The organism is Chitinophaga sp. CCNWYY40, assembly GCF_037483205.1.
GTDB classification, from domain to species: Bacteria; Bacteroidota; Bacteroidia; order Chitinophagales; family Chitinophagaceae; genus Chitinophaga; species Chitinophaga ginsengisegetis.
Map to the genome: position 1 here is coordinate 395239 of NZ_JBBHLF010000006.1, position 23311 is coordinate 418549.

24 protein-coding genes are annotated in these 23311 nt (G+C 46.9%); 16 read left to right on the top strand and 8 right to left on the bottom strand.

Going from position 1 to position 23311, the window contains the following annotated elements; genetic code table 11:
* Nucleotides 1-146: 146 nt before the first annotated feature.
* Nucleotides 147-1031 (top strand): AraC family transcriptional regulator, encoded by an 885-nt coding sequence (locus V7S65_RS24500; RefSeq protein ID WP_079473100.1) that lies wholly within the window; start codon nt 147-149, stop codon nt 1029-1031.
* Nucleotides 928-2544, top strand: coding sequence for a family 43 glycosylhydrolase (locus V7S65_RS24505; RefSeq protein WP_336388124.1), 1617 nt, complete (start codon nt 928-930; stop codon nt 2542-2544). Before V7S65_RS24500 ends, V7S65_RS24505 begins: the two co-directional genes overlap by 104 nt.
* A 1-nt stretch (nt 2545) precedes the next feature.
* On the opposite strand, the gene V7S65_RS24510 is transcribed toward V7S65_RS24505, so the two are convergent.
* Nucleotides 2546-3346, bottom strand: a complete 801-nt coding sequence (locus V7S65_RS24510) for a methyltransferase domain-containing protein (protein WP_336388125.1) — start codon at nt 3344-3346, stop codon at nt 2546-2548.
* A gap of 212 nt (nt 3347-3558) precedes the next feature.
* Here V7S65_RS24510 and V7S65_RS24515 point away from each other — a divergent pair, with 212 nt between their 5' ends.
* Both V7S65_RS24515 and V7S65_RS24520 read left to right on the top strand, forming a co-directional pair.
* Nucleotides 3559-4497 (top strand): hypothetical protein, encoded by a 939-nt coding sequence (locus V7S65_RS24515; protein ID WP_079472551.1) that lies wholly within the window; start codon nt 3559-3561, stop codon nt 4495-4497.
* Between the two features lie 116 nt (nt 4498-4613).
* Nucleotides 4614-5327, top strand: coding sequence for a hypothetical protein (locus tag V7S65_RS24520; protein ID WP_111579188.1), 714 nt, complete (start codon nt 4614-4616; stop codon nt 5325-5327).
* 156 nt (nt 5328-5483) lie between these two features.
* Here V7S65_RS24520 and V7S65_RS24525 read toward each other — a convergent pair whose 3' ends face one another.
* Complete coding sequence (locus V7S65_RS24525) at nt 5484-6119, bottom strand: MarR family winged helix-turn-helix transcriptional regulator (RefSeq protein WP_168771450.1); 636 nt, start codon at nt 6117-6119, stop codon at nt 5484-5486.
* Between the two features lie 122 nt (nt 6120-6241).
* On the opposite strand from V7S65_RS24525, the gene V7S65_RS24530 reads away from it, so the two are divergent.
* A complete protein-coding gene (locus V7S65_RS24530) occupies nt 6242-6706 on the top strand; it encodes a hypothetical protein (protein WP_336388126.1) in 465 nt (154 codons plus the stop codon).
* A 14-nt stretch (nt 6707-6720) separates the two neighbouring features.
* On the top strand, nt 6721-7098 hold the full coding sequence (locus V7S65_RS24535; protein WP_336388127.1) for a DoxX family protein: 378 nt from the start codon (nt 6721-6723) through the stop codon (nt 7096-7098).
* A gap of 56 nt (nt 7099-7154) precedes the next feature.
* On the opposite strand, the gene V7S65_RS24540 is transcribed toward V7S65_RS24535, so the two are convergent.
* On the bottom strand, nt 7155-7841 hold the full coding sequence (locus V7S65_RS24540) for a type 1 glutamine amidotransferase domain-containing protein (protein ID WP_111579377.1): 687 nt from the start codon (nt 7839-7841) through the stop codon (nt 7155-7157).
* A 203-nt stretch (nt 7842-8044) separates the two neighbouring features.
* On the opposite strand from V7S65_RS24540, the gene V7S65_RS24545 reads away from it, so the two are divergent.
* From V7S65_RS24545 to V7S65_RS24560, 4 genes are all read left to right on the top strand, one after another.
* On the top strand, nt 8045-8611 hold the full coding sequence (locus V7S65_RS24545; protein ID WP_079472545.1) for a Crp/Fnr family transcriptional regulator: 567 nt from the start codon (nt 8045-8047) through the stop codon (nt 8609-8611).
* 72 nt (nt 8612-8683) lie between these two features.
* Entirely contained in the window at nt 8684-9121 is a 438-nt protein-coding gene (locus V7S65_RS24550; protein WP_111579183.1) for a MarR family winged helix-turn-helix transcriptional regulator, read from the top strand.
* A gap of 14 nt (nt 9122-9135) precedes the next feature.
* Nucleotides 9136-10380 carry an MFS transporter gene (locus V7S65_RS24555; protein ID WP_079472543.1) on the top strand — a complete coding sequence of 415 codons (1245 nt, stop codon included), beginning with the start codon at nt 9136-9138 and terminating at the stop codon, nt 10378-10380.
* A gap of 21 nt (nt 10381-10401) precedes the next feature.
* Entirely contained in the window at nt 10402-11280 is an 879-nt protein-coding gene (locus V7S65_RS24560) for a hypothetical protein (protein ID WP_336388128.1), read from the top strand.
* A gap of 142 nt (nt 11281-11422) precedes the next feature.
* Here V7S65_RS24560 and V7S65_RS24565 read toward each other — a convergent pair whose 3' ends face one another.
* Nucleotides 11423-13060 (bottom strand): M57 family metalloprotease, encoded by a 1638-nt coding sequence (locus tag V7S65_RS24565; protein ID WP_336388129.1) that lies wholly within the window; start codon nt 13058-13060, stop codon nt 11423-11425.
* Nucleotides 13061-13308: 248 nt separating this feature from the next.
* Between V7S65_RS24565 and V7S65_RS24570 the strand changes: the two genes are divergently transcribed.
* Nucleotides 13309-15678: an ABC transporter permease gene (locus V7S65_RS24570; protein ID WP_336388130.1), complete on the top strand. Its 2370-nt coding sequence runs from the start codon at nt 13309-13311 to the stop codon at nt 15676-15678.
* Nucleotides 15679-15746: 68 nt separating this feature from the next.
* Here the strand turns inward: V7S65_RS24570 and V7S65_RS24575 are convergent, their stop codons facing one another.
* Nucleotides 15747-17201, bottom strand: a complete 1455-nt coding sequence (locus V7S65_RS24575; protein WP_336388131.1) for an aminoacyl-histidine dipeptidase — start codon at nt 17199-17201, stop codon at nt 15747-15749.
* Between the two features lie 164 nt (nt 17202-17365).
* On the opposite strand from V7S65_RS24575, the gene V7S65_RS24580 reads away from it, so the two are divergent.
* On the top strand, nt 17366-17842 hold the full coding sequence (locus V7S65_RS24580) for a group II truncated hemoglobin (protein ID WP_079472539.1): 477 nt from the start codon (nt 17366-17368) through the stop codon (nt 17840-17842).
* Here V7S65_RS24580 and V7S65_RS24585 read toward each other — a convergent pair.
* From V7S65_RS24585 to V7S65_RS24595, 3 genes are read right to left on the bottom strand one after another with little or no spacing between them, the layout of a single operon-like run.
* Complete coding sequence (locus tag V7S65_RS24585) at nt 17830-18318, bottom strand: hypothetical protein (protein ID WP_336388132.1); 489 nt, start codon at nt 18316-18318, stop codon at nt 17830-17832. The two genes, V7S65_RS24580 and V7S65_RS24585, sit on opposite strands and share 13 nt — an antisense overlap.
* Nucleotides 18319-18336: 18 nt before the next feature.
* Nucleotides 18337-18966 (bottom strand): class I SAM-dependent methyltransferase, encoded by a 630-nt coding sequence (locus V7S65_RS24590; RefSeq protein ID WP_336388133.1) that lies wholly within the window; start codon nt 18964-18966, stop codon nt 18337-18339.
* 60 nt (nt 18967-19026) lie between these two features.
* Nucleotides 19027-19728 (bottom strand): DUF2461 domain-containing protein, encoded by a 702-nt coding sequence (locus V7S65_RS24595; RefSeq protein WP_336388134.1) that lies wholly within the window; start codon nt 19726-19728, stop codon nt 19027-19029.
* A 167-nt stretch (nt 19729-19895) separates the two neighbouring features.
* Between V7S65_RS24595 and xth the strand changes: the two genes are divergently transcribed.
* From xth to V7S65_RS24615, 4 genes are all read left to right on the top strand, one after another.
* Nucleotides 19896-20669 carry an exodeoxyribonuclease III gene (gene xth / locus V7S65_RS24600; RefSeq protein WP_336388135.1) on the top strand — a complete coding sequence of 258 codons (774 nt, stop codon included), beginning with the start codon at nt 19896-19898 and terminating at the stop codon, nt 20667-20669.
* Nucleotides 20670-20721: 52 nt separating this feature from the next.
* Nucleotides 20722-20970, top strand: a complete 249-nt coding sequence (locus V7S65_RS24605; protein WP_079472534.1) for a DUF4342 domain-containing protein — start codon at nt 20722-20724, stop codon at nt 20968-20970.
* Nucleotides 20971-21052: 82 nt separating this feature from the next.
* Nucleotides 21053-22354, top strand: a complete 1302-nt coding sequence (locus V7S65_RS24610; protein WP_111579176.1) for an esterase-like activity of phytase family protein — start codon at nt 21053-21055, stop codon at nt 22352-22354.
* 159 nt (nt 22355-22513) lie between these two features.
* Entirely contained in the window at nt 22514-23284 is a 771-nt protein-coding gene (locus tag V7S65_RS24615) for a carbonic anhydrase family protein (protein ID WP_079472532.1), read from the top strand.
* Nucleotides 23285-23311 lie beyond the last annotated feature (27 nt).

Here is a 23311-nt window from a genome sequence, read left to right on the forward strand (position 1 = left end):
GCCGGAATAAAACTAGCCGTAGTGGGATGAATTATTTGATATTTCAGTTGTACTTTCTGACATAATCCCGGCAGGTGGCGGAAATTCTTATTACTTTCCCATTCCTTTCCGGCTTTTTATATTTTTATGTAAAAGAAGGAAGCGTTATGATGAACTATTATAAATACCTGCCTGTAAGCAGGGAAGATGAGAACTGGGGGCTGTGGGTGCTGAATACCGGTTGTACGCAGGTAGCAGCAACAGACATCTATCCGGGAAAAAATCATCCTGCGCATCATCATTTCAACTGGAAAAAGGGAAGGGTATTGAACGAGTACCAGGTTATTTATATCACCAGCGGGAAAGGTATTTTTGAATCAGACAGCTGCCGCCAGCAGGAAATAAAAGCCGGTACCATCATCCTGCTATTCCCCGGAGAAAGACACCGATACCGGCCACTCGCCGAAACCGGCTGGGATGAATACTGGGTAGGTATGAAAGGACCTGTACTCGATAACCTGCTGAAAGAGAATTTTTTTACACGGGAAAAGCCCTGTTTATATATCGGTTTCCAGGAAGGCACGCTGCAGTTGTTTCATCTCATTATAGAAAAAACAAAACAGGAGAACCCTGGCTACCAGCCGCTCATTGCCGGCGCGGCCCTTCACCTGATGGGAAACATCCACTACCTCGTGAAGCAACAGGTAAACGGGAATAAAGAAAGAGAGCAGCTGATGAATAAAGCACGACTGTTATTCCGCGCCAACATCTCTCAGCATTATTCCCCGGAGCAGGCGGCAGAAGAGCTACAGGTAGGCTATTCGTGGTTCAGGAAAGAATTTAAGAAATATACGGGCTTATCTCCGTTCCAGTATTACATACAACTTAAAATAGAAAAAGCGAGGGAATTATTAAATGACCCCGCTGTATCTGTAAAAGAAATTGCCTATGATCTCCGGTTTGATTCTTCGTTTTACTTCTCCAGGATCTTTAAAGAGAAGACCGGCCTTACGCCCACGGAATACCGGAAAAGAGCGCAGGGCGATATTTAATATCGTTTGCTGCATATTACTGCTGGCAGCTAACGCGCATGCGCAAACGAATTCATCGCTTATTAACTTCAACCCGCAGCAACAGCAAACTATCCGCTTCAGCACTGTAGGCGCCGCCATTGATGCGCACGATGGTGAAATTGCTTACTTCAACGGCACGTACTACCTCTATGGAACCAGCTATGGCTGCGGCTTTGAATGGGGTAAAAAAGATGCGCCCTTTTGCGGATTCAAAGTGTATACTTCCACAGATCTGCAGCAGTGGACCGACAAAGGATTTTTATTTGACGCCCGCACACCCGTATGGCAAACACGCTGCAATGGCAGTACCTACGGTTGTTTCCGGCCACATGTGATCTACAATAAAAAAACAAAACAGTATGTGTTATGGATCAATGTATACGATAATCGTATAGGCTTCCGCGTATTTACCAGCAAGCAGCCCACCGGTCCGTTTACAGAAGTGGCAGAGCCAACGCTGGCGGTGAACAACAACGGCGCTGTTGCAGGATTGAACAACGGTGATCATGATACCTTTGTGGATGAAGATGGTACTGCTTACATTGCGTATACCGACTGGCAGACAAAAGGTACCATTGTAATAGAAAAGCTCCGTGCAGATTATCTTACCGGCAGCGGCGAACATGTGAAAGCGGTTACCAAAGGAAATACAGAAGCGCCGGCGCTTCTCCGGCGCAATGGCATTTACTACCTCCTGTACTCCGATCCTAATTGCGGCTATTGTGCAGGCACCGGCACTTCTTACCGTCGTGCTAACTCACCGTTAGGTCCGTGGTCGGATGGGGTGAAGATCAGCGACCAATCGTGCGGAGGCCAGCCTTCTTTTGTATCTCTTATTAAACTCAACGGCGACAGTGTATTTCTTTATGGTAGCGACCTGTGGAACAAAGCAGCCAAAAATGAAGCGCTGGCCAATTACTACTGGGCGCCGCTTTCCTTTGCTGCCGACGGCGCTATTGAACCTATCATCTGTAAAGACAGTATAGCATTACCACTGCGCGCAGCACTGCCTCCTGTCGTGAAAGTGAAGCCCGACAACAGCAGCGGGCAGGAAGGCTTCCGGTTCCAGTGCGATATTCACGGATGTATACAGCGCTCGCAAACCTTTACCCCTACCCGTTCCGGCGAGTTGACTGCTATAAGCATCACTGCTTTTAAAAGCGGTTATCCCGATGACGATCTTCATATCAGCATTTACCCTGCCAATGATAAAGGTTTACCGGCAGCAGGAAAAGCATTGTATGAAACAGCTGTTTCACGTGACAGCTTCAGCTGGTCGCCAACACCGGTCAGCATAAAACCGCATATAACGGTAGCGGCCAAACGCAGTTATGTGATGGTGATCAGATCATCCACAAGTAATGGTTGTTATGGCATTACCTATAAAGATGAAACGGTTATTGGTGGCGCGGGTTACAGCGCTGATTGCGGCCAGGTGTTTACTATTGAAAAAGGCCGGGTGCTGAAGTTTAGTACGTATGTGGGGAAGTAGGTTAGTCGATCCTTGCCCTTACATCTTTCAGTTTCATCACCATTTTCTCCGCCGACTCCCCGATCCATGCCTGGTAATCTGCAATAGCGCGGATCCGCTCCTCCTCAGTACTAAAGCCGCTTTCCACTACCTGCGGCCCTCTGAGTTCCGCTACTTTGGACCAGATGGCTGCTTTCTCCGCAAAGTTACTTTCGCCACGGGTATATATTTCATCGGCATTCAGTACCGCGATATCATGAAAGCCCAGTTCTTCAAAATGCGCAGAGAGGTGATCGGCTATTTCATTATCCATGCCCGCATCGGCGCGCCAGTCGAGGAATGCTTTATAAAACCGCTGCATGCTTTCCGGTGGTGCAGGAGTCCATTCCAGTTGGGTATGGTTGTAGTCTAAAATAGAAATGTATCCGCCGGGTTTCAGCAGGGATTTAAATTTCAGCAGCGCTTCACGTGGACTGCTTAACCATTGAAGTACACGTGCTGAAACGATGAGGTCAAATTTTTCCGCGGGGCTGTAGGCAAACAGGTCGGCCTCCAGCAATGTTAAGTTAGACAGATCGGCGTGATCGGTGTTGCCTTTGGCGATTAAGTGCGCGCTGCTGTCGATGCCCACCACGGTTCCGGTTTGGCCCACCGCACCGGCTATTCCGGCAGAAATGGCGCCGGTGCCGCAGCCTACATCGAGCACACGCATGCCTTCCCTGAGCAATGGTATCAGCGTAGCATAGCTGTTCTGCAAACTCCGGCTGTCTAAAACGCTGCTGTCTTTTGGCATCACGGCTCTTTCATTTGCGGTATTACTCATGGGGGATCTGTTGTTTGATCAGGAAAAGGTGAGTTTAAATATAACATTTTGTAAACAGAAATTAACCATACTTTACGAGGTATCTAAATTAACAGCTATTGCTGATACCTACTTTTATAAAAGGGCTGCAGTGGATACTGCCATCCGGATAATGAGGTGTTCTTTCAAACCATTTAGCAGGTTGTTTGTAGTGTATGAAGAAAAATGCCTGCATGAAAACACGCTGCTTCCTCTTGCTTTTTGCCAGCACGGCACTGCTGTTCGCCTGTAAAACCACGCGGGTGATCAATAGTACCGATCTGACCATTACCGGCAACTACTGCGCTCCGGCCGCCGCCTTCACCAACAACCAGGATACCATTCCCTTAAAAAATACCGATTCACTGATAAAGGCCAACCCTGATTTACCGGTACATGAAGTATTGATGGCCAATGCTACCGGTACCCTGTTCCTGATCCGGCGGATGAAGGAAATAAGCGGAGACACCACTTTGGAAGGGATGATGAGAAGATCTGAACTCCGGTCGAAGATCCAGCACCGCCTGCTGCTGGCCACCATGGAGATTGCCGGTATTGCCGCGGAGCTGGACTGTGAAGGCGAAAAGGCCGACCAGCTGGCCAAATATCTTGATAATTTTAACAGCAAAAGGAATACCCGCTTAACGGTGGCATCTATCATTACCGGTGCATTGACTACCATTGCGACGGTTGCTATCAAGGAAGATGGTCCGCAGAATGCCGTTGCCATCGGTGGGGGCCTGCTTTCCGCGGGGTTGGGTGCATTAACGATCAATGCCGCCGGGAAGAAGATCAGGTTCGCGCATTTCCGGAATGTATTATCGGACATCTGGTACCTGCCGGATACTTCTGCCATTTATCCTCCTTTTACCTGGTACGTGCTGAATGAAAAACATTTCAGTAACAGCGGGCAGATATCACTGGCGGCTAATGTTAAAAAGAGATGGGAGCGGTTTGATCTTGAAGGGAGTGTCAGCACTTCCGATAAACAGCTGTTTTTTGGTGATGGCGGCGTGTATAAAGCCGACGACCTTCATACCCGTGCAGCGATGGTAAATGAGCTGCAATCTACCATCCGGTCCGTGAACCAGGATCTGCAACGGCTCCTGCATTATCTCGTCAGCATCGAATAACGGATAATTTTTCCCGATTGCGTAAATAATATTCCCTTTTCGCTACCGGTCCGGCCCACTCCCGGCATAGCTTTGCCCGCATTGCAGATGATGCTCCACTAATAAATCAAGATATAATGAAAAAATTCCTGTTTTCTGTTATTTTATGCTGTAGTCTTCAGCCGCTTTTTGCCCATGCCATCTGGATTGAAACCGTTACTACCGGGAAGATCGGGCAGCCACAGGAAGTGAGAGTTTTCCTGGGAGAATATGCAGATAACGAGCGCGATTCCATTCAGAACTGGTTCAGTAATATGAAAGATTTCACCCTGTACCTGGTGAAACCCGACGGACAAAAAGAAAAACTGACCTGCACCGCCAACGGCAATTATTTCACAGCGACTTTTACGCCCGCTGTTGCCGGCACGCACGTGTTATCCATTGATCACACCGTGCAGGAAGTATATAGCGGCAGTAAGATCCATTATTATGCAATGGGCCTGGTGAAAGTCAACAACTCTTTAACCGGCGCAGATAACGTAAAAGACTATACGGATTTCTCCCTGCTCACGAATCTCAAAAAAACAAACAAGTTGCATCAACCGGCTACCGTGCAGTTGAGTTATAAGAAGGCAGTTCCAACTGCCGGCGAAGTAACCGTACAATCGCCGGAGGGATGGACTAAGAAGTTCAAAGCCAGCCAGGCCGGTGACGTTACTTTTTCACCCGCGTGGGCAGGCCGCTACATGCTGGAAGGTACTTTTACCGAAGAAGCCAGCGGGCAACATGAAGGTAAAGATTTTAAACGCGTATGGCATTGTGTTACGTACTGCATGGATGTAGATAAGTAAACGCAAATTGACTGAAAGGGCTGGCAATTTTGCCCGCCCTTTTTCGTTTTATTTTGAGATATAGTAATAGTTTATTTCCTCTTAATAAGCCCAACTGCGCCAGCTTTCATGTATCAATGACCCGGTTCGGCTACGGCGATTCTGTGCGGCGAAGTATTAACGTTTATCCGTTATGATCTCCGCATAAATCTCTTCAAAATCCTTTCCTTTGTGCGACTGCCAGATACCGGCGAATTTTGTTTCCACCCCTTTCAACAGCTGTACGCATAATTTACGGTCATCGTCTGTCATGTCGTGGAACATTACCTCCGCGAGCTGGCTGATCCGCCGTCTGCACAGGACCAATACTTTTTCTCCTTTGGGCGTTACTTTTAACCGTTTGGAGCGCTTGTCTTCTTTATCGTCATATTCAGCGAGGTAGCCAAGCTTTTTCAGGCGGTTTAGTTTATCTGTGCCGGTAGATAGTTCCTGCAGCGCCGCGTAGATGGCTTCTGTTTTCCGGGGCTCCTTTAACTGGGCCACGGTATTGAGCAATGAATATTCATCGATGGTGTTGATACCGGTACCGTCCAGCGCCGCCACCGTGTAAATGGTATGTAACTTAAAGATCCTTCCGATTACCCGCATCAGTACACCTTCACTTTGTACCGGCAGAAACTTCCCTTCTGGCGGAACGGGCTTCCGTGTTTGCTTGTGTGCGAGGTAGTACCTGCAAAATTCTTCAATGCTGCTTTCCGGATGCTGATCATCAAACGCCCCCCATTCAGTAATCAGTTCTACGGCTTTATTCATGCTATATATTTTATTTTCGAAGCAATAATAGAAAAAATACTCCGGATTTTTTGTTTTTACTACATTTCCGTTATACATTTACTATTATTATTTCGATTCTGTCATATAAAAATCATAGTCAGATGTCAACACAGATTATTTTTCAGGGCTTCATTGTGCTCCACCTCATAGGATTTCTGCTCTTTGCCGGTACGTCGGTAGCGGATTTTGTAGGTTTCCGGCAATTCTGGAAGCAGTACGACCTGGATAAAAGCAAGGCTGCCACCGTGATGCAGGCCATATCCGTTTTCCCGGTATTAATGAGAGTGGGGATCGGGCTGATCATTCTTTCCGGCATAGGCATTATGTACATGACGCACGGCGTTTTTGGGGAACAGCTGTGGTTCCGGGTGAAATTTGGCCTGGTGATCGTTATTATCCTCAACACATTTCTTTTCGGGCAGCGGCAGAAAAAACAGTTAAAGAAGTCCTTTGAAACGTCTGCCGGCACGGTTCAAAAAATCAGGAGCAACATCAGCCTGTTCCACATTGTGCAGTTATTGTTCGTTTTTATCATCATCCTGTTGAGCGTTTACAAATTCAACTGATCAAATTGAACATCATGAAAAAAGATAAAATCATTTACTGGACGGCCACGCTCATTCTCACCGGCGTGATGTTATGGAGCGCTTTTAATTTTGCCTTCAACCCTGAAATGAAGGACGCCTTCGCCCACCTGGGGTTACCCAACTGGTTCCGGATAGAGCTGACCGTTGCCAAGTTACTGGGCTCACTGGCGCTCCTGTTGCCCTTTACGCCGGCGAAGCTGCGGGAGTTCGCTTATTTTGGGTTTGGCATTACATTGATTTCTGCGGCCATTGCGCATTTGTCGAGCGGCGACAGCGTACTGCTGGAAATAGGTCACACCTCCTTTTTTATAAGCCTGGTAGTTTCTTATGTTTACTATCACAAACTGCATCCACCAGTGGTTGTTGCCTAAAAAAGTAAAGCCTTCAGACCGGGCGTGTCTGAAGGCTTTTTATTGTTATTGTTATATTATTTCACACCCAGGGCTGCGATTACTTTTTCGCCTGTTAACTGTGCGGAGGCAGGGTTCTGGCCGGTGATGAGGTTACCATCGGCTACGGCAAAGGGTTGCCAGTCGGCCCCTTTTACATAGTTTGCGCCACGCTCTTTTAACATATCTTCCAGGGAAAAAGGTACTTCAGCGGTAGTTTGACCGGCAACTTCTTCACTATTGGTGAACGCCGATATTTTCTTCCCTTTTACCAATGGCGCACCCGTTTTATCTTTTACGTTTTTCAGCGCCGCAGGAGCGTGGCATACCAGTGCTACCGGTTTTCCTGCTGCATAAAATGTTTCTATCAGCTGTGCGGATTTGGCGTTATCTGCCAGGTCCCACATGGGGCCATGTCCGCCGGGATAAAACACTGCGTCATAATCCGCCGCCTGCACGTCTTTCAGCAGCACCGTGTGGTTCAATCTTTCCTGTGCTGCCGGATCTTTAAGAAACCTTTTTACTGATTCGGTGCTATAATCGGGTGCGGTACTTTTTGGATCGATGGGCGCCTTTCCACCTGCGGGTGATGCGATGGTTACCTGGAACCCTTTATCGGTAAACAGGTAGTAGGGCGTGGCAAATTCTTCTATCCAGGTGCCTGTTTTATGACCCGTGCTTTTTACTTCGCCGAAAGAACTCACTACGATAAGTATTTTTTTCATAGACTGATGATTAATTGTTTTTGTACGTTGGCTATATGCCTGAAAAGCCAGAAAGGGCAACAGTAACAGCAATAAGCCCGTTTTTTTAGTTTTCATTTACCTGATTTTTACACAAAGTTGGTACTTAAACGTATGCTGCGGAAGGAAACAGATCACCATTTAATTGTGATGCAGGTCACAGCTTTTATGTTAATTTGTATCTTATGAGTAATGTGCTAAGACAACATATCGAACAGATTTCCCCACTCACGGATACGGAATTCGATCATATACAATCGTATTTCACGGAAAAAAAACTGCGTAAGCACCAGTTCCTGGTGCAGGAAGGGAACCTGGTGGGACATGAATATTTTGTGGTAAGCGGGCTGTTAAAAGCGGCTTACTTTAATGAAGCAGGGAAAGAGCATATTATCCAGTTTGCGATGGAGAACTGGTGGATTACCGATTACCAGGCATACGTAAACCAAACAACTGCCAATCTCAATATCGATTGTATCGAAGCATCCACCCTGCTGTGTTTATCTTTCGAAAATAAAAGGAAGCTCTGTGAAGCCTCTCATAAAATGGAGCATTTCTTCCGGGTGAAAGCCACTTCCGGCTATGTGGCGTCACAGCAGCGGATCCTGTCGCTGCTTAATAATGATGCACAGTCGCGCTACGAACAATTACTGGCGCAATATCCTTCTCTTTTCCAACGGGTTCCCAAAACATTGATTGCCGCCTATCTTGGCGTATCGCGTGAAACGCTGAGCCGTTTCTCCGGGAAATAACTATTTCTTTTTATTCTCTCCGGAAATAATTTGATATATTTGTAAGGTAAACTTATAACTTTACCTTACTATATGGCTTCCGGAAATCCGAATCAACTTGCTGCACAACTCCGTCCCCTGCTTGCCAGGCTGGTGAGAAAGCTGCGAAAACTGTCGCCCGCCAACGAGCAGTTATCGCAGAGTGAACGCTCTGTGCTGGTGTTACTGGACCAGCACGATTACCTGTTATCGGCCGAACTGGCGGTAATGGAAAAAATGACGCCGCAATCGATGGGACAATTACTCCAGCATCTTTTCCAGCAGGGTTTAATCAACAGAACCGCATCTCCCGACGACAAACGGAAGATTCATATTTCCTTATCGGCTGCCGGTAAAGAGCGGATGCAGCGGGTGCGGAAAGAGCGGAACGAGTGGCTGAGTAAGGCCATCAGCGAGGTTTGCACAAAAGAAGAACAGGCGATCCTGCAGGCAGCGATCGGACCTTTATCAAAATTGGTGGAGTACGAATAAAAGCGGGAACTAACATGAACATCAGCACTTTTAATGCTTTCAAGAGTCGTAATTACCGGTTATATTTCAGCGGACAATCCATATCACTGATAGGTACCTGGATGCAGAAAACTGCCGTCAGCTGGGTGATCTATTCCCAAACACATTCCAAGTTCATGCTCGGGCTCACTCTTTTTGCGAGCATGTTTCCTTCCTTTGTTTTTTCGTTCCTGGGCGGTGTGGCTTCGGACCGCTACAACCGGTACAAGCTGTTGCTGATGACGCAATTTGCCTCTATGATCCAGGCGGTTTTATTAACCGTGCTGATCTACTTTAAACACTATGAGGTGTGGCAGATCATTGCGCTGAGCGCCTTCCTGGGCCTCATCAACGCTTTTGACGTACCCGCGCGGCAGTCGCTGGTATATGAAATGGTGGAAGACAAAGCAGACCTGCCCAATGCGCTGGCGCTGAATTCTTCGATGGTGAATTTGTCGAGGTTAATTGGCCCCGGCATCGCCGGGCTGGCGCTCGAAAAATTCGGGGAAGACATCTGTTTTGGTATCAACGCCATCAGCTTTATTGCCGTAATAGGATCGTTACTGTATATGAAGCTCCCGGCTTATACCCCCAAAGTGCGTACTACCAATATGCTGGGCGAACTGAAAGAAGGATTTGCCTATATCCGGGCCACTCCGGCTATTTCGCTGATACTGCTTACGCTGGCATCTGTGAGCCTGCTGGTATTGCCTTACAGCACGCTGATGCCGGTATATGCTAAAGATATTTTCAAAGGCAATGCCTCCACCTTTGGGGTGATAGACAGCGCCATCGGGATGGGCGCATTTTGCGGGGCTATTTTCCTCGCTTCCCTGAAACCCGGAAAAAACCTCCGGAAGATACTGGCGCTTAACACGCTGGTATTCGGCGCCGGGCTCGTACTGTTTTCCCATTCCACCATTTACCCCATTGCATTGATATTCGCTACCATAGCAGGTTTTGGCATGATGTCGCAGATCACGATCAGCAATACCCTGATCCAGACAACGGTGGATCCGGCGATGCGGGGCAGGGTGATCAGCTTTTATGCGATGGCATTTTTCGGGATGCAGCCACTCGGCGGATTGCTGGTAGGCGCTGTTTCCCAATGGATAGGTACCCCCAATACCGTGCTGCTGCAGGGCGTGGTGACCATCATTATCGGCGGACTCCTTTTTCGGCAGCAACAATTACAACCCGCAGCCGGATTGCCGGCTCATGCATGGAAACCTTATCTTTAAGGTAATATGTTAACCAATCAGATGAAAACAATACTGTTAACCTGCTGCGGGCTTCTCCTGTTAACCGCGCTCCGTGCCCAAAACCTCGAAGGCGTATGGAAAGGCTATGCCGCCGCCGAATCGCAGGGATGGTACTATGGCACCGGCAGTTACATCATGGATATACAACAAACCACCGCCGGGAAATACACCGGCACCGCCTGGTTTTATGAAACGCCACAACTTTATGGTGAACTAACGGTGACCGGCCAACGAAACGACAGCGCCGATAACTGGCGCTTTGAAGAAATAAAACTCAATGCCCTCACCATACCCAAAAATCACAGCGCCCGGCTGGCGGTTATGAACCTGAAGTTGTTTGATATTGATGGAGAAATAGTATTACAGGGAATCATGATCAGCTATTCAAAATACACCGGGAAAGTGCATACCAAAAGAGTGCTGCGGTTATCGAAACTCAGCGGGGTGGAAATTGCTGCTTTGGAAATTCCCGGCAGCCGTAAAACGATCCCGGTAGCAGCTCCATCCACACCGGATACAGTGAAACCTGCCCCGGAACAACGCAAAAACCGCGTACAGGGAAGTTATGATATCAGCAGTCCGGCTATAGATATCAGCCTGTATGATTACGGCACCATTGATCATGATACCGTAACCGTATTTTTTAACGGGGTAAAAGTAGCCGACCGGCAGGAGCTTACCGGGAGCCCGCTGCGTATTCATCTTACAGCGGATGCCTCGCGGGAATACCAGGAGCTGGTATTACATGCCAACAACCTCGGCGATATTCCGCCCAATACATCTAAAATGATTATTCTTACCAGCGACAAGCGGTATGAGCTGAAGGTGACTTCTTCAGAAACAGAAAATGCGATGATCCGTTTCCGTTATATGAAGTGAGGGGGTAGGTTGACGATTAATGTGTTTGTGGCGAATCCGGTAAAACGCCTCAGCGCTTTATGACACCAGATCTCATAAAACAACCGGCAGCCGGTTTAAAATAAACAGACTGCCGGTTGTTTTATAAGATAATATAAATCTGCTACAGGTTTATCCATGGACCATAGCCAGCAGCCTTCGTCCAGGTTCTCTGCATCAGGTTATCACTTGGTCCTTTTGCAAAAATATCCACTGAAAGGGAGTCCGCTGAAGCTGTTGCCGGTGCTGAATATATATTGGCGCCGATACTTTCCCATGTTTTCCAGGCAGATGTAACAGACCAGTTGGTTGTTATCAGGTTATGATTTACGCCCAGTGCAAAAATATCTACAGTAAGAAAACCTCTTGCTACAGCAGAGGGGGCAGAAGTAATATAGCCACCAACACTGTTCCACACCGTTCTATCAGATTCTCTTGTCCACACCCCCTGTACCAGTTGGTTATCTTCGCCACGTGCGTACATCTCTATAGAAGTTGGGTAACGGGATGTTGCAGAAGCAGCAGAGATAACCGTTACATTGAAATTCTGCCAGTATAACCAACCAGCACCCTCTCCGTAATAAATAGTCTGCAAAACATTATTGGCTCCTTTTGCAAAAATATTAAGTAAACCGGGGGCTCTCGATTCTGCGGCGGGTGCGGAAGTTAAATTACCTCCCAGGTTTTTCCAGTCGCTCCAGCCACCGGTGGTAGTCCAGGTTTTATAGAGCAGATTGTTAGCTGTTCCTCTTACAAATACATCTATACTGTTTTCATCTTTAGAAGCCGCGCCGGGATCAGATGTAAGTGTACCGCCCAGGTCTTTCCATGCCGACCAGCCCGTGCCAGGTATGTAAGTCTTTTCCAGTAAAGTGTTGGTTTTGCTTCTTAAAAACAGATGAAGTTCTTTTGTACCTCTTCTATACGCAGCTGCAGGTACAGCAAAATCGCCCGGCGTATTCCCATAGAAGTAATTCAAGGCCACTACATCATTTGGATTAAACGGATGATCTCCGCTGTCCATACAACCCAGCATCCAGCTGTAGGCCGCTCCGGTTGTAGGTGTTCCATTAATATTGATCAGTTCTACCTGGTTATTTCCGGCTCTGTCTACCTGGTTATATGTACAACTGTAAGGGTTGTTAGCATAAGTGGTATGTCTTAAACCGATAGCGTGGCCAATCTGATGAGTGATCAGTGTTGCCAGGCGGTTTTCGTCCGGGCTGTTACCCAGCGCGGCTACATTCAGCAAAACAGGGCTGGAAGGATTTCTCGGAACGGCCGGATAAGCAGGGGTGCGCGCCAATGTGGTGTTACCGAGATTATTATCACGGATTTCAATATCTGCATTGGCACTGCTGGTAACCTTCTTAAAGGTAACACGAAGGTTCAATGCATTATACCTGGCGATGGCAATTTCTGTAGCAGTAACATAAGCTGCCGGTAAACCGGATACTGATATATTGATTTCGCGTGGTAATGCATTCAGTGTATAGGAAAATTTATATTGATCAGATTCTCCTATAGAGAGTGTGGTATAGCCTTGCCTGGTTTCGAGGTCATTTTCTGTTAAAAAAATATCCCCTTCTACAACATAGCCTCCATCTACTTTTGTAACGTTCAGGGTATCAAATCCAAGTGCGCTGATTCTGGAAATAGTAGCAGCAGGTATTTTGTGGTCATCCGGATGATCTTTTTTACAGGATGATAAAACTACAATGCCTGTCGTCAGGCAGACGAGAATTTTAGTTAACACCTTCATAGATACTTTTTTGGATAAATCGGATTAAAAGGATTTTAGTTACTTTAGATTAGTCGATTAAGACGCGAAAGTAATAATTATACTTATTCCATCGGTATTTTTTCACCTCATGAGATGTTCAGAAATGGACATTCCCCTTCTGAAAACGTACAGGTCACCCAAAAAATGAAAATATAAACAGCTGGCAATCAGCTCGTAAAATACTGGCATCTGACTGGATGGATCTTTTCTAAATCATTATCATTGCCATGCTGCAAAATTATTTTAAAGTTGCCTGGAGGAATTTAATCCGCAATAAGTGGTTTTCTTTTATAAATATTTCGGGCCTAAGCATAGGCATGGCTGGTGTAATCCTGATCCTGATATGGATACAACATGAAATCAGCTTTGATAAGTTCCACCCGCATAAGGACCGGCTGTATGAAGCCTATGGGCTTTCCACCATGAACGGTAGTTTATTTGCCATCAGCAGCACCTCGCAGCCTTTGGGGCCTGCGTTAAAACAGGAATTCCCGGATGTGGAAAACACCACCCGCTTCAGCAGTGTGAACAGCTTTCTGATTACGGCGGAAAATAAACAACTCACCGGTGTTGAAGGGGGGTTTGCAGATCCTGCTTACCTGGAGATGTTTGATTTCCCATTGGCCGAAGGTGCACCCGGCGGGCAGCTAAAAGATGTTCATTCCATTGTGGTCACTGAAAAGCTGGCGAAGAAATTATTTGGTAACGGGGAGGCATTGAATAAAACACTCCGGTTAAATACCGAAGATGTGGTAACCATAACCGGCGTGCTGAAAGACCTCCCTTCCAATACACGCTTTAACTTTGAATATCTTCTCCCCTGGTCGTTATTAAAACAGAAAGGATGGAATAATGATAGCTGGCTCAGTAACAATACGTCTACTTTTGTGTTGTTAAAGCCGCATGTTTCTGTAACTGCCTTTAACAATAAGTTCAGCGATTTCACCCGGCGGCATTCCGGAAAGATGGATGTATGGACACACTTTCTGCATCCACTGAGTCAATGGCACCTGTATTCATCTTTTGAAAATGGAAAAGCAACCGGCGGGAGAATTACCACTGTTCGTTTATTTGGTGTGATAGCGGGTTTTATCCTGTTAATAGCCTGTATCAATTTCATGAACCTGAGTACCGCCAGGAGCGAAAAACGCGCTAAAGAAGTTGGCATCCGCAAGGTAGCCGGTGCAGGCAAAGGATTACTGATCCGGCAGTTTATGACGGAATCCTTTGTAACGGTGGGTATTGCAGTTATAGGCGCAATGATCCTGGTATTTTTTACGATCGGGTCATTTAATCAGCTGGTGAATGCACAACTCACAGTCCCTTATCAGCAGACCTCATTCTGGATAGCGGCTGTTGTCTTCATTCTCTTTACGAGCGCACTGGCAGGGAGTTATCCGGCTTTTTACCTGGCGTCTTTTAGTCCGGCAGGTATTTTTCAACGGAAATTCAAAAGAACAAGTGCGTGGTTATCACCGCGAAAAGTATTGGTAGTGATACAATTTACCTTTGCTATTGTGCTCATTATCTCCACCATTGCCGTACGCAACCAGATCCGCTATGCCCAGGACCGCCAGACCGGTTATTCACAGGACGACCTGATCCGGGTAGATTTTGCCGGTGATATTGAAAAGAATTATGCACTTATCAAGCAGGATCTTATCAGTTCCGGTATAGCCGTAAGCGTTACCAAAACGATGGGCACCATTACCGAGCGGGGATCCAACATGTGGGGGCTGCACTGGCAGGGGAAAAATGCGGACAATGATCCTACCATTGCACTGTTCAGTACAGACGCGGATCTTGTAAAAACAGCGGGACTACAGTTAGTGGCCGGAAGGGATATCAATATCCATCAGTATCCTTCAGACTCCTTCGCCGTACTGCTGAATGAAACAGCTGTAAAAACAATGGGTTTTGATGCACCTGTGGGACAAATCCTTACCCAGGCAGATCATAAAACGAGCTGGCATGTGGTAGGTGTGGTGAAAGATTATATTCTGAACTCTCCCTATGAAGAAATTCCACCGCTGATGATAGAAGGCCCCGGCAGCTGGTTTAACACCCTGCATATCAGGGTCAGCAGGGAAAGGCCGATGGCAGACATCTTACGGCAAACGGCGGGCATCTTCAGAAAATATAATACTGATTATCCTTTTAATTACCGGTTTATAGATGATGAGTATGCCCGGAATTTTGATAATGAGCAACGTATCAAAGTACTGGCTGGCTTGTTTGCCGCACTGGCTATCAGTATTTCCTGTCTTGGTTTATTAGGCCTTTCTGCTTATATGGCGGAAAGCCGGACCAAAGAAATTGGGGTGCGGAAAATATTAGGCGCCTCCGTAATGAGCATTACGCAGTTATTGTCTGTTGACTTTATTAAACTGATCCTGGTAGCTATTTTTATTGCAACTCCCATTGCCTGGTATGCTATTCAGCGCTGGCTGGAGCATTATGTGTATCACGCACCGGTGAGCTGGCATATTTTTGCACTGGCAGGTGTGACGGCAATCTTTATTGCATTGGCTACGATCAGCTACCAATCTGTAAAGGCGGCGCTCACAAACCCGGTGAAGTGTTTGAAGAACGATTAATCTTTTTTACCATAAATAACAAGGCTTCCGTTCTTTCGAATGGAAGCCTTGTTATTTATGATCCTTATTTATTTAACCGGTATTTCCCGGAGAATATGCAGCAGGTAATCGTAGAACTTTCCTACGGAAGAGATCTGTACTTTTTCATCCGGGGAATGAGCGCCGCGGATGGTGGGGCCGAAAGAGATCATATCCGGATTGCCCAGGTGTGCGCCCAGGATGCCGCATTCGAGTCCGGCATGACAGGCGCCTACGTTAGGCGTATGCGTGAAATGATCTTTATACAGCTCCAGTAATAACCGGAGCACGGCGGAATCGGCATCGGGTTTCCACCCTGGGTAGTCGCCGCCCTGATTTATTTCGCAGCCAATAATTTCAAATGCGGCGCTTACCGCGGTAGCTACGTCATTTTTGGTACTTTCCACGCTGCTGCGTTGGAGCGACTGCGTAATGAACACACCGTCCTTAGCCTGTACCCTTGCCAGGTTGGAGGAAGCTTCTACCAGTCCTGCGATATCAGGGCTCATGCGGAATACGCCGTTTGGTACGGCATAAATGGCGCGCAGCAACTGCCGCAGATACACCGGCTCCATTACCAGTGAGGGCACCGCGGTTTCTTTGCATTCCAGTACAAAGGACGGTTCTATGGTTTTATATTCGTCTTTTATAGTGGCTTCAAATTCACTGATAACGCGGGTGAACTTTTCCTTATCTGCTAACGGCACGGCAACAACGGCCTGTGATTCGCGGGGGATGGCATTCCGGAGGCTGCCGCCGTCTAAGCTGGCCAGCTGTACATTCACCTGCTCTGCGGCTTTATACAAGAGCCGGTTCATCACTTTATTGGCGTTGGCCCTGCCTTTATGGATTTCCATGCCGGAGTGGCCGCCCAGTAACCCTTTGATGCTGATGTGAAAGGCAACAGCATCCTTCACTACAGGTACTTCTTTATAAGTGCCTTTGGTGTTGGTATCGATGCCGCCGGCGCAACCGATGGTCAGTTCATCTTCCTCTTCTGTATCGAGGTTCAGGAGGATCTTCCCGGAAAAATTAGCCGGGTCCAGTTGTTTGGCGCCGGTCATGCCGGTTTCCTCATCGATGGTAAACATGGCCTCAATGGCGGGATGCGGGATGTCCTTTGCGGCCAGTACCGACATGATAGCGGCCACGCCGATGCCATTGTCTGCGCCGAGGGTAGTGCCACGCGCTTTTACCCAGTCGTTATCCACATACATATCGATGCCCTGGGTATCAAAGTCAAATACGGTATCGCTGTTTTTCTGATGAACCATATCGAGGTGCGACTGGAGGATGACCGTTTGCCGGTTTTCCATGCCGGGTGTTGCCGGCTTTTTGATCACTACATTCCCGATGGCGTCTTTGGCTGTTTCCAGGCCGAGGCGTTTTCCGAAATCCATCATAAAAGCGATTACCCGCTCTTCCTTTTTGGATGCGCGGGGAACGGCATTCAGCTCAGCAAAATGCTGCCATAAGTGTTTTGGTGATAAGTCCTTTATTTCCATTGAAATAATATTAACCGTTGATTGAAGGTATTTGTAAAGGTAATTCATCCGGGGTATTAAACAGTTGATGCCCCCTACTTTTTGGTAGGCGCTTGTTTTACATTGTTGCTCCTGCTAACTTGGCGGCTTAATTACTATCTTTAGAATAATCAAGCAACCTGGTAATGACTTCAGAGAAAAAAATCCCCACACTATACGAATGGGCCGGTGGTATGCCCGTGTTTGAAAAACTGATGAATGCCTTTTACGATAAGGTATTGCAGGATGAATTATTAGCGCCGGTATTCCGGCATATGTCGCCCGCGCATCAATTGCATGTGGCGCATTTTATTGCTGAAGTTTTCGGCGGACCAAAAATGTACAGTGAAGAAGAAGGCTCTCATTTCAGGATGATCCAAAAGCACCTGGGCAAACATCTCACAGAACAACACCGGAAAAGATGGGTACAGTTGCTGATAGAAACAGCCGACACGCTGAATCTTCCGGATGATCCTGAGTTCAGGTCTGCTTTCGTGGCGTATATCGAATGGGGTACACGTATTGCCGTGATCAATTCGCAGGAAACGGAAGTGCCCCTGAAGCCGGATGAGCCGATGCCGAAGTGGGGATGGGGAGAACCGGGCGGGCCTTATATTCCCTGAGGCCGTCCCCTGCCCTTTTCCCAATCTTTCCTGATCCGTAGCAGGATGATGAGATAAGGGATATCTACTAATAACCAGAAAATATTCGTTGCCACTACTGCGTAGCCCATAATTCCGTGAGCTATGCTAATGTAAGAGGTGTAACACCACTCCAGCATAGAAATCGCCACCGTTACCAGGGCTAACAGTACAGCATACTTCTTCTCCAGCAAAATTAAAAGGTTGGGCAAGAATCTTATCAGCGGAAACAATATGGCAGTGGCAATAGAAAATATTACGGTAAGATTAAATTCATTCAACTTAAATATATCCGGATACCGGATATACTGGAAACAGTTGCTTAACAGCGAAAAAATGGAAGAAACCATAAAAAACCAGGCATATATTCTCAGTGCAAGCGGCATTATATCGCGGCGGCGTACTGCTGATTTGTCTGAAAAATCCTTGTCAAAAATGGAAGAAGTGTCGTTGGTCATAGGGATGGTATTTATAGGTTATATTCCTGCAATGATGATCAGGTCTGTTGTAGTGCTTCCATCGGCGGCCGGATATTGCTTCCGCCGGATATCCATTATTTTAAACCCGTTTGCGTTCAATGCGTTTACCAGATAATCTGCCTGATGATAGTACATATACAGCTCATCGCCCGCACCCGAGCGCTGGAAACCGGATCTGGCATAATCATCTTCCATAGTGCTGATATAAAATATTCCGCCGGGCAACAACAAACGGGCTGCATCTCCTATCATTTTCACGGCCTCTTCCCGGCTGAGATACGGCAGGCAAAAGCCGCACATAATCCCGTCGAATAATTTGTTCAGCCGGAGGATGTCCCGGCCATCCATCAGCATAAACTCCGCCTGTGGATTATTGCTGCGGGCCAGTTCCAGCATGTTGGGCGCTAAGTCGATTCCCAGCAGTTGAAAACCGGGGTGCTTCTCCAGCAGGTACCTGGTGATGTTGCCAGGGCCACAGGCAATCTCCAAAACAGCCGCCGTTTGTTTTGGGATGCTGTTGCAGAAAAGATCAAATGAGTCGTGGTATAATGCCACGTCCATAAATTTATCCTGGTATTGGACGGCGCGTTTATTGAAAACGTTAATAGCCATCTGTAGTTTGTCCATACCTGAATTTATGAAAATAATTTATATACTCCGCCGGCAGCGGCATCAAACCACTTACATCTACTCTGTAAGGCCGTTAGGGTCCATTGTAAGCGCTTCGCTCATGTAGTCTAAAAAAGGGCGCATGGCCTTAAATGTGAGGTTTACTTCTTTCAGAAAATCTTCACTTAATACTTCTTTATCAGAAAACTTTCTCACCAGCACAAACTGTTTATGACGCAACAGGTCGATGGCTTCATGATCCGGAGCGAAACCTTTGGGAGCCGTTTTTAGCTGTTCTCCTTCCAGCGTTTTAAAGAAAGTTTTGAAAGATTTGCTGTTGAGAATCTTTCTCAATGGTGCGGGATCAAACGCGATTTCTTCCCGGATCCGCTTCAGGTCTTCCGGAACGGGGCCCCAGAAGCCGCCTGCCACAAAGCTGTTACCTTCTTCAATATGGAAATAATATCCACCCCTGCGGAATTTGGTGGCGCGTTTAAAGCTGCCGCTCCAGTGGGTTTTATAAGGAGTTTTATCGTTGGAGAAGCGGGTATCCCTGTAAATGCGGAACAGGCTTTTTTTCCCGGACGGCGTTTCTATCAGGTCATGTACCGAAAGCTCAGCCAGCAGCGCTTCTGCAAATTCCTCTACCAGGGCCAGTTCTTTCTGGTAAGCGGGTTTGTGGGTATTAAACCAATCCCTGTTATTATTCTCTTTTAATTTACTTAAAAAATTAAAGCCCGACGGGTGTATATGTGGTTGTGATATATGTTTCTTAGCCATGATGTTTCCGTAATTTATAAAACCTGCTACCGGGTGATAGCAGTTTTTACAAAAGTAAGTTTTTCCGTTTGCCGGGGCAAACGGAAGCAGATAATTACATATATTCACAAACGCCTCGCAGTGGAATTATGCTGCTGAATTACAAACCCAATTAAATAACAGCATCCATGAAAATAGCCACGTATAATGTTAATGGCGTCAATGGACGTCTTCCGGTATTACTTCGCTGGTTAAATGAAACCGCTCCTGATGTAGCCTGTTTACAGGAACTAAAGGCGCCTCCTGAAAAATTTCCGGAGCAGGCTATCCGCGATGCCGGCTATCATCCTATCTGGCATGGACAAAAAAGCTGGAACGGCGTAGCTATCCTCTCCCGGATAGGTGAGCCAAAGGAAATAAGGAGAACACTTCCAGGAGATCCTGAAGATATTCACAGCCGTTATATAGAAGCCGAAATCAATAACATCACGATCGGTTGTCTTTATTTACCAAACGGCAATCCCGCTCCCGGCCCTAAATTCGATTACAAACTAAACTGGTTCAAACGCCTGACAACGCATGCCAAAGAGTTGCTGGCAGCCAAAACACCGGTAGTACTTACGGGCGACTATAACGTAATGCCCACCGAACTGGATGTATACAAACCAGAACGTTGGGTGGATGATGCACTGTTTCGCCCCGAAACGCGGGAGGCATTCAGAAATCTGAAAGATCAGGGCTGGACAGATGCTATCCGGAAACTATACCCTGATGAAAAGATCTATACCTTCTGGGATTATTTCCGCAATGCGTACGGCCGTGATGCGGGCTTGCGTATCGATCACTTTTTACTGAGCCCGCAACTGGAGAGCCGTCTTGTTGCCGGCGGGGTGGACCGTAATGTGCGCGGATGGGAGAAAAGCAGCGATCATGCGCCGGTATGGATAGAGTTGACAGATTAACGGATTATCTCATCAATTCTTAGTACCTTAAAAGATCAAATACCTGTTTACTATGACCACAAAAGAAACGTTCACCCTCCACGGTGAGAACCTGTTAAAAAAGATTAAAGAACTGATAGCAGAAGGCAATGTAAGAAAGATCACCATCACAGATAAAGAGGGAAAAGAACTGATGAGCTTCCCGCTTACCATCGGAGTAGTAGGCGCAATACTGGCGCCCGTTTTTGCGGCTGTTGGCGCGCTGGCCGCCCTCATCGGCGAGTGCAGTATTACGGTAGAAAGGGAGCCTGAGAAGGAATAACAATTTCACGATTTGATAATATTACGGTAACATAGTCTTCATACGGAAAGGGCACATTTGCGCCTTAAACGTATCAACCACTATGACTGTAGTACGCTACTTTGCTCCATTGGGATTTGTGTTCCTTTTTGCCTGTAAGAAAAACGACACCCCTCCTGACAACAATAATATTTCTTATCCTGCCAAAGCCACTCTCGCGGGTGCTGTAGTAATGACCACCAACGCCGCCGGCGTAAAAGTGTATAATGGCGGTTATGGATCTTCTATTGCAAACGTACCCGGGCAGCCTGGTTATTTTTACCTGATGACCGATCGTGGCCCGAACGCAGATGGCATTATCAAGGACTCCAAAGTATTTGCCGTACCCGGATTTAATCCACAGATCGGGAAGTTTAAATTAAACGGCGATTCGCTGGTACTGGTAGAAACCATTCACATCAAATCCGCTGCTAATGTAGCGGTAACAGGACTTCCAAATCCTGTAGGATCAGGCGGCACAGGAGAAGTGGCGCTGGATAAAGATGGCAAAACGCTTCCTGAAGATGCAGAAGGCATCGACTGCGAAGGTCTTACTGTAGCAGCCGACGGAACTTTCTGGTTGAGTGATGAATACGGACCACACCTGGTACATCTCGACAGAAGCGGTAAAACGCTGGAGAGGATCAACCCCTTTGGTACCGGCACCGGTGGCCGGAAGATCCCGAAGGTATTTGCTATGCGCCGTGCCAACCGTGGCATGGAAGGGCTTACCATTACGCCCGACGGCAAAACACTGGTTGGCATTATGCAATCGCCTTTATACAATCCTACCAAAGATGCGGTGAAGAACTCCCTGTATACCCGTATCCTCACCTACGATATCGCCTCCGGTCAAACGAAGCAATACCTCTATAAACTGGAAAACAAAAATACCGCCAACAGCGAAATCACGGTGATCAGCAGCACTACCTTCCTGGTGTTGGAACGCGACGGAGAGTTCCCGGGAGATCCGGTTAAACCATCGCTGATTAAAAGAATCTATAAAATTGATCTGTCGGCGGCTACTGATATTTCTGATGCAACTGATGGCGCCGGCGGCAAACTGGTGAATGGTAAAACAGTGGAAGTATTGACTGACGCAGAACTACAGGCAGCCGGTATCAAAACCGTTTCCAAATCGCTGGTGGTTGATCTGTTGAAAGATATCGCCGGTTATCCGCATGATAAACCGGAAGGCATTGTACTGGTGAACAGTACTACCCTGGCGGTGAGCAACGATGATGACTTTGGTATCGTTCCTCCCGATCCGGTTAACAATACTTATATCCAGAAAATACTGCCGCTTACCGGTAAAACGGATTTCAATACGGTATATTTTATTAAGCTCGCTACACCACTGTTTTAAACGATTTATTACTATAACCTACAACGCCTGCGCCTAGCGCGGGCGTTGTGCGTTATACGGGAGTTAACCTATCATCCCGGAAATATGCAACAATGTCATTCCCCGGCTTGTTAAAGTGATACATACTAAGCCACCTGTTCATCACCTTAAAATATTTTTATGAAGATGCCTGCAAAATTATCTCTCCTGCTATTCATACTGCTCATAAATGCCTGTGGTAACCCCGGCCGTGACAAAGGATTACAACAGGATAGCGACACCAGCAGTTCAAAGAAAGATGTTGTTATAGACAGCAGCGATGTACTGGAAAACAAGGTGCTGTCGTTCGAAGAGCAGCAATCGCTCACCCCGCAAAGAGTGCTGGATATTTTAAAAGAAGGAAATGAAGATTTTATAAATGACCGTTTAACCATCAGGAATAATTCTTCCCGGGTAAGGGCGGCGTCAATGAGCCAGTTTCCAAAGGCAGTGATTTTATCATGCCTGGATTCAAGAGTGCCCGTGGAGGATGTTTTCCACAGGGGGATCGGTGATGTGTTTGTGGCGCGCGTTGCGGGGAATATTGTTAACGAAGATATCCTGGGCAGTATAGAATACGGCTGCAAGGTAGCCGGCGCCAAACTAATCCTGGTGCTGGGACACGAACACTGCGGAGCAGTTAAGTCGGCGATCGATAATGTAAAACTCGGCAATATTACGGCGCTGCTGTCTAAAATAAGACCGGCAGTAAGTAGTATCAAGGAGTTTAAAGGAGATATGAATAGTAAAAACGATTCGTATGTACATGCTGTTTGCGAGCAAAACGTAAGGCTAACGGTAGAGAATATACGTAAAAACAGCCCTATTCTTGCAGAAATGGAAAAAAACAAACAACTCATCATTATAGGCGGCGTTTACGACATGGATAGCGGGCGGGTTACTTTCTTTTAAGCATTTCCCTTATTTTCACCTCAAATA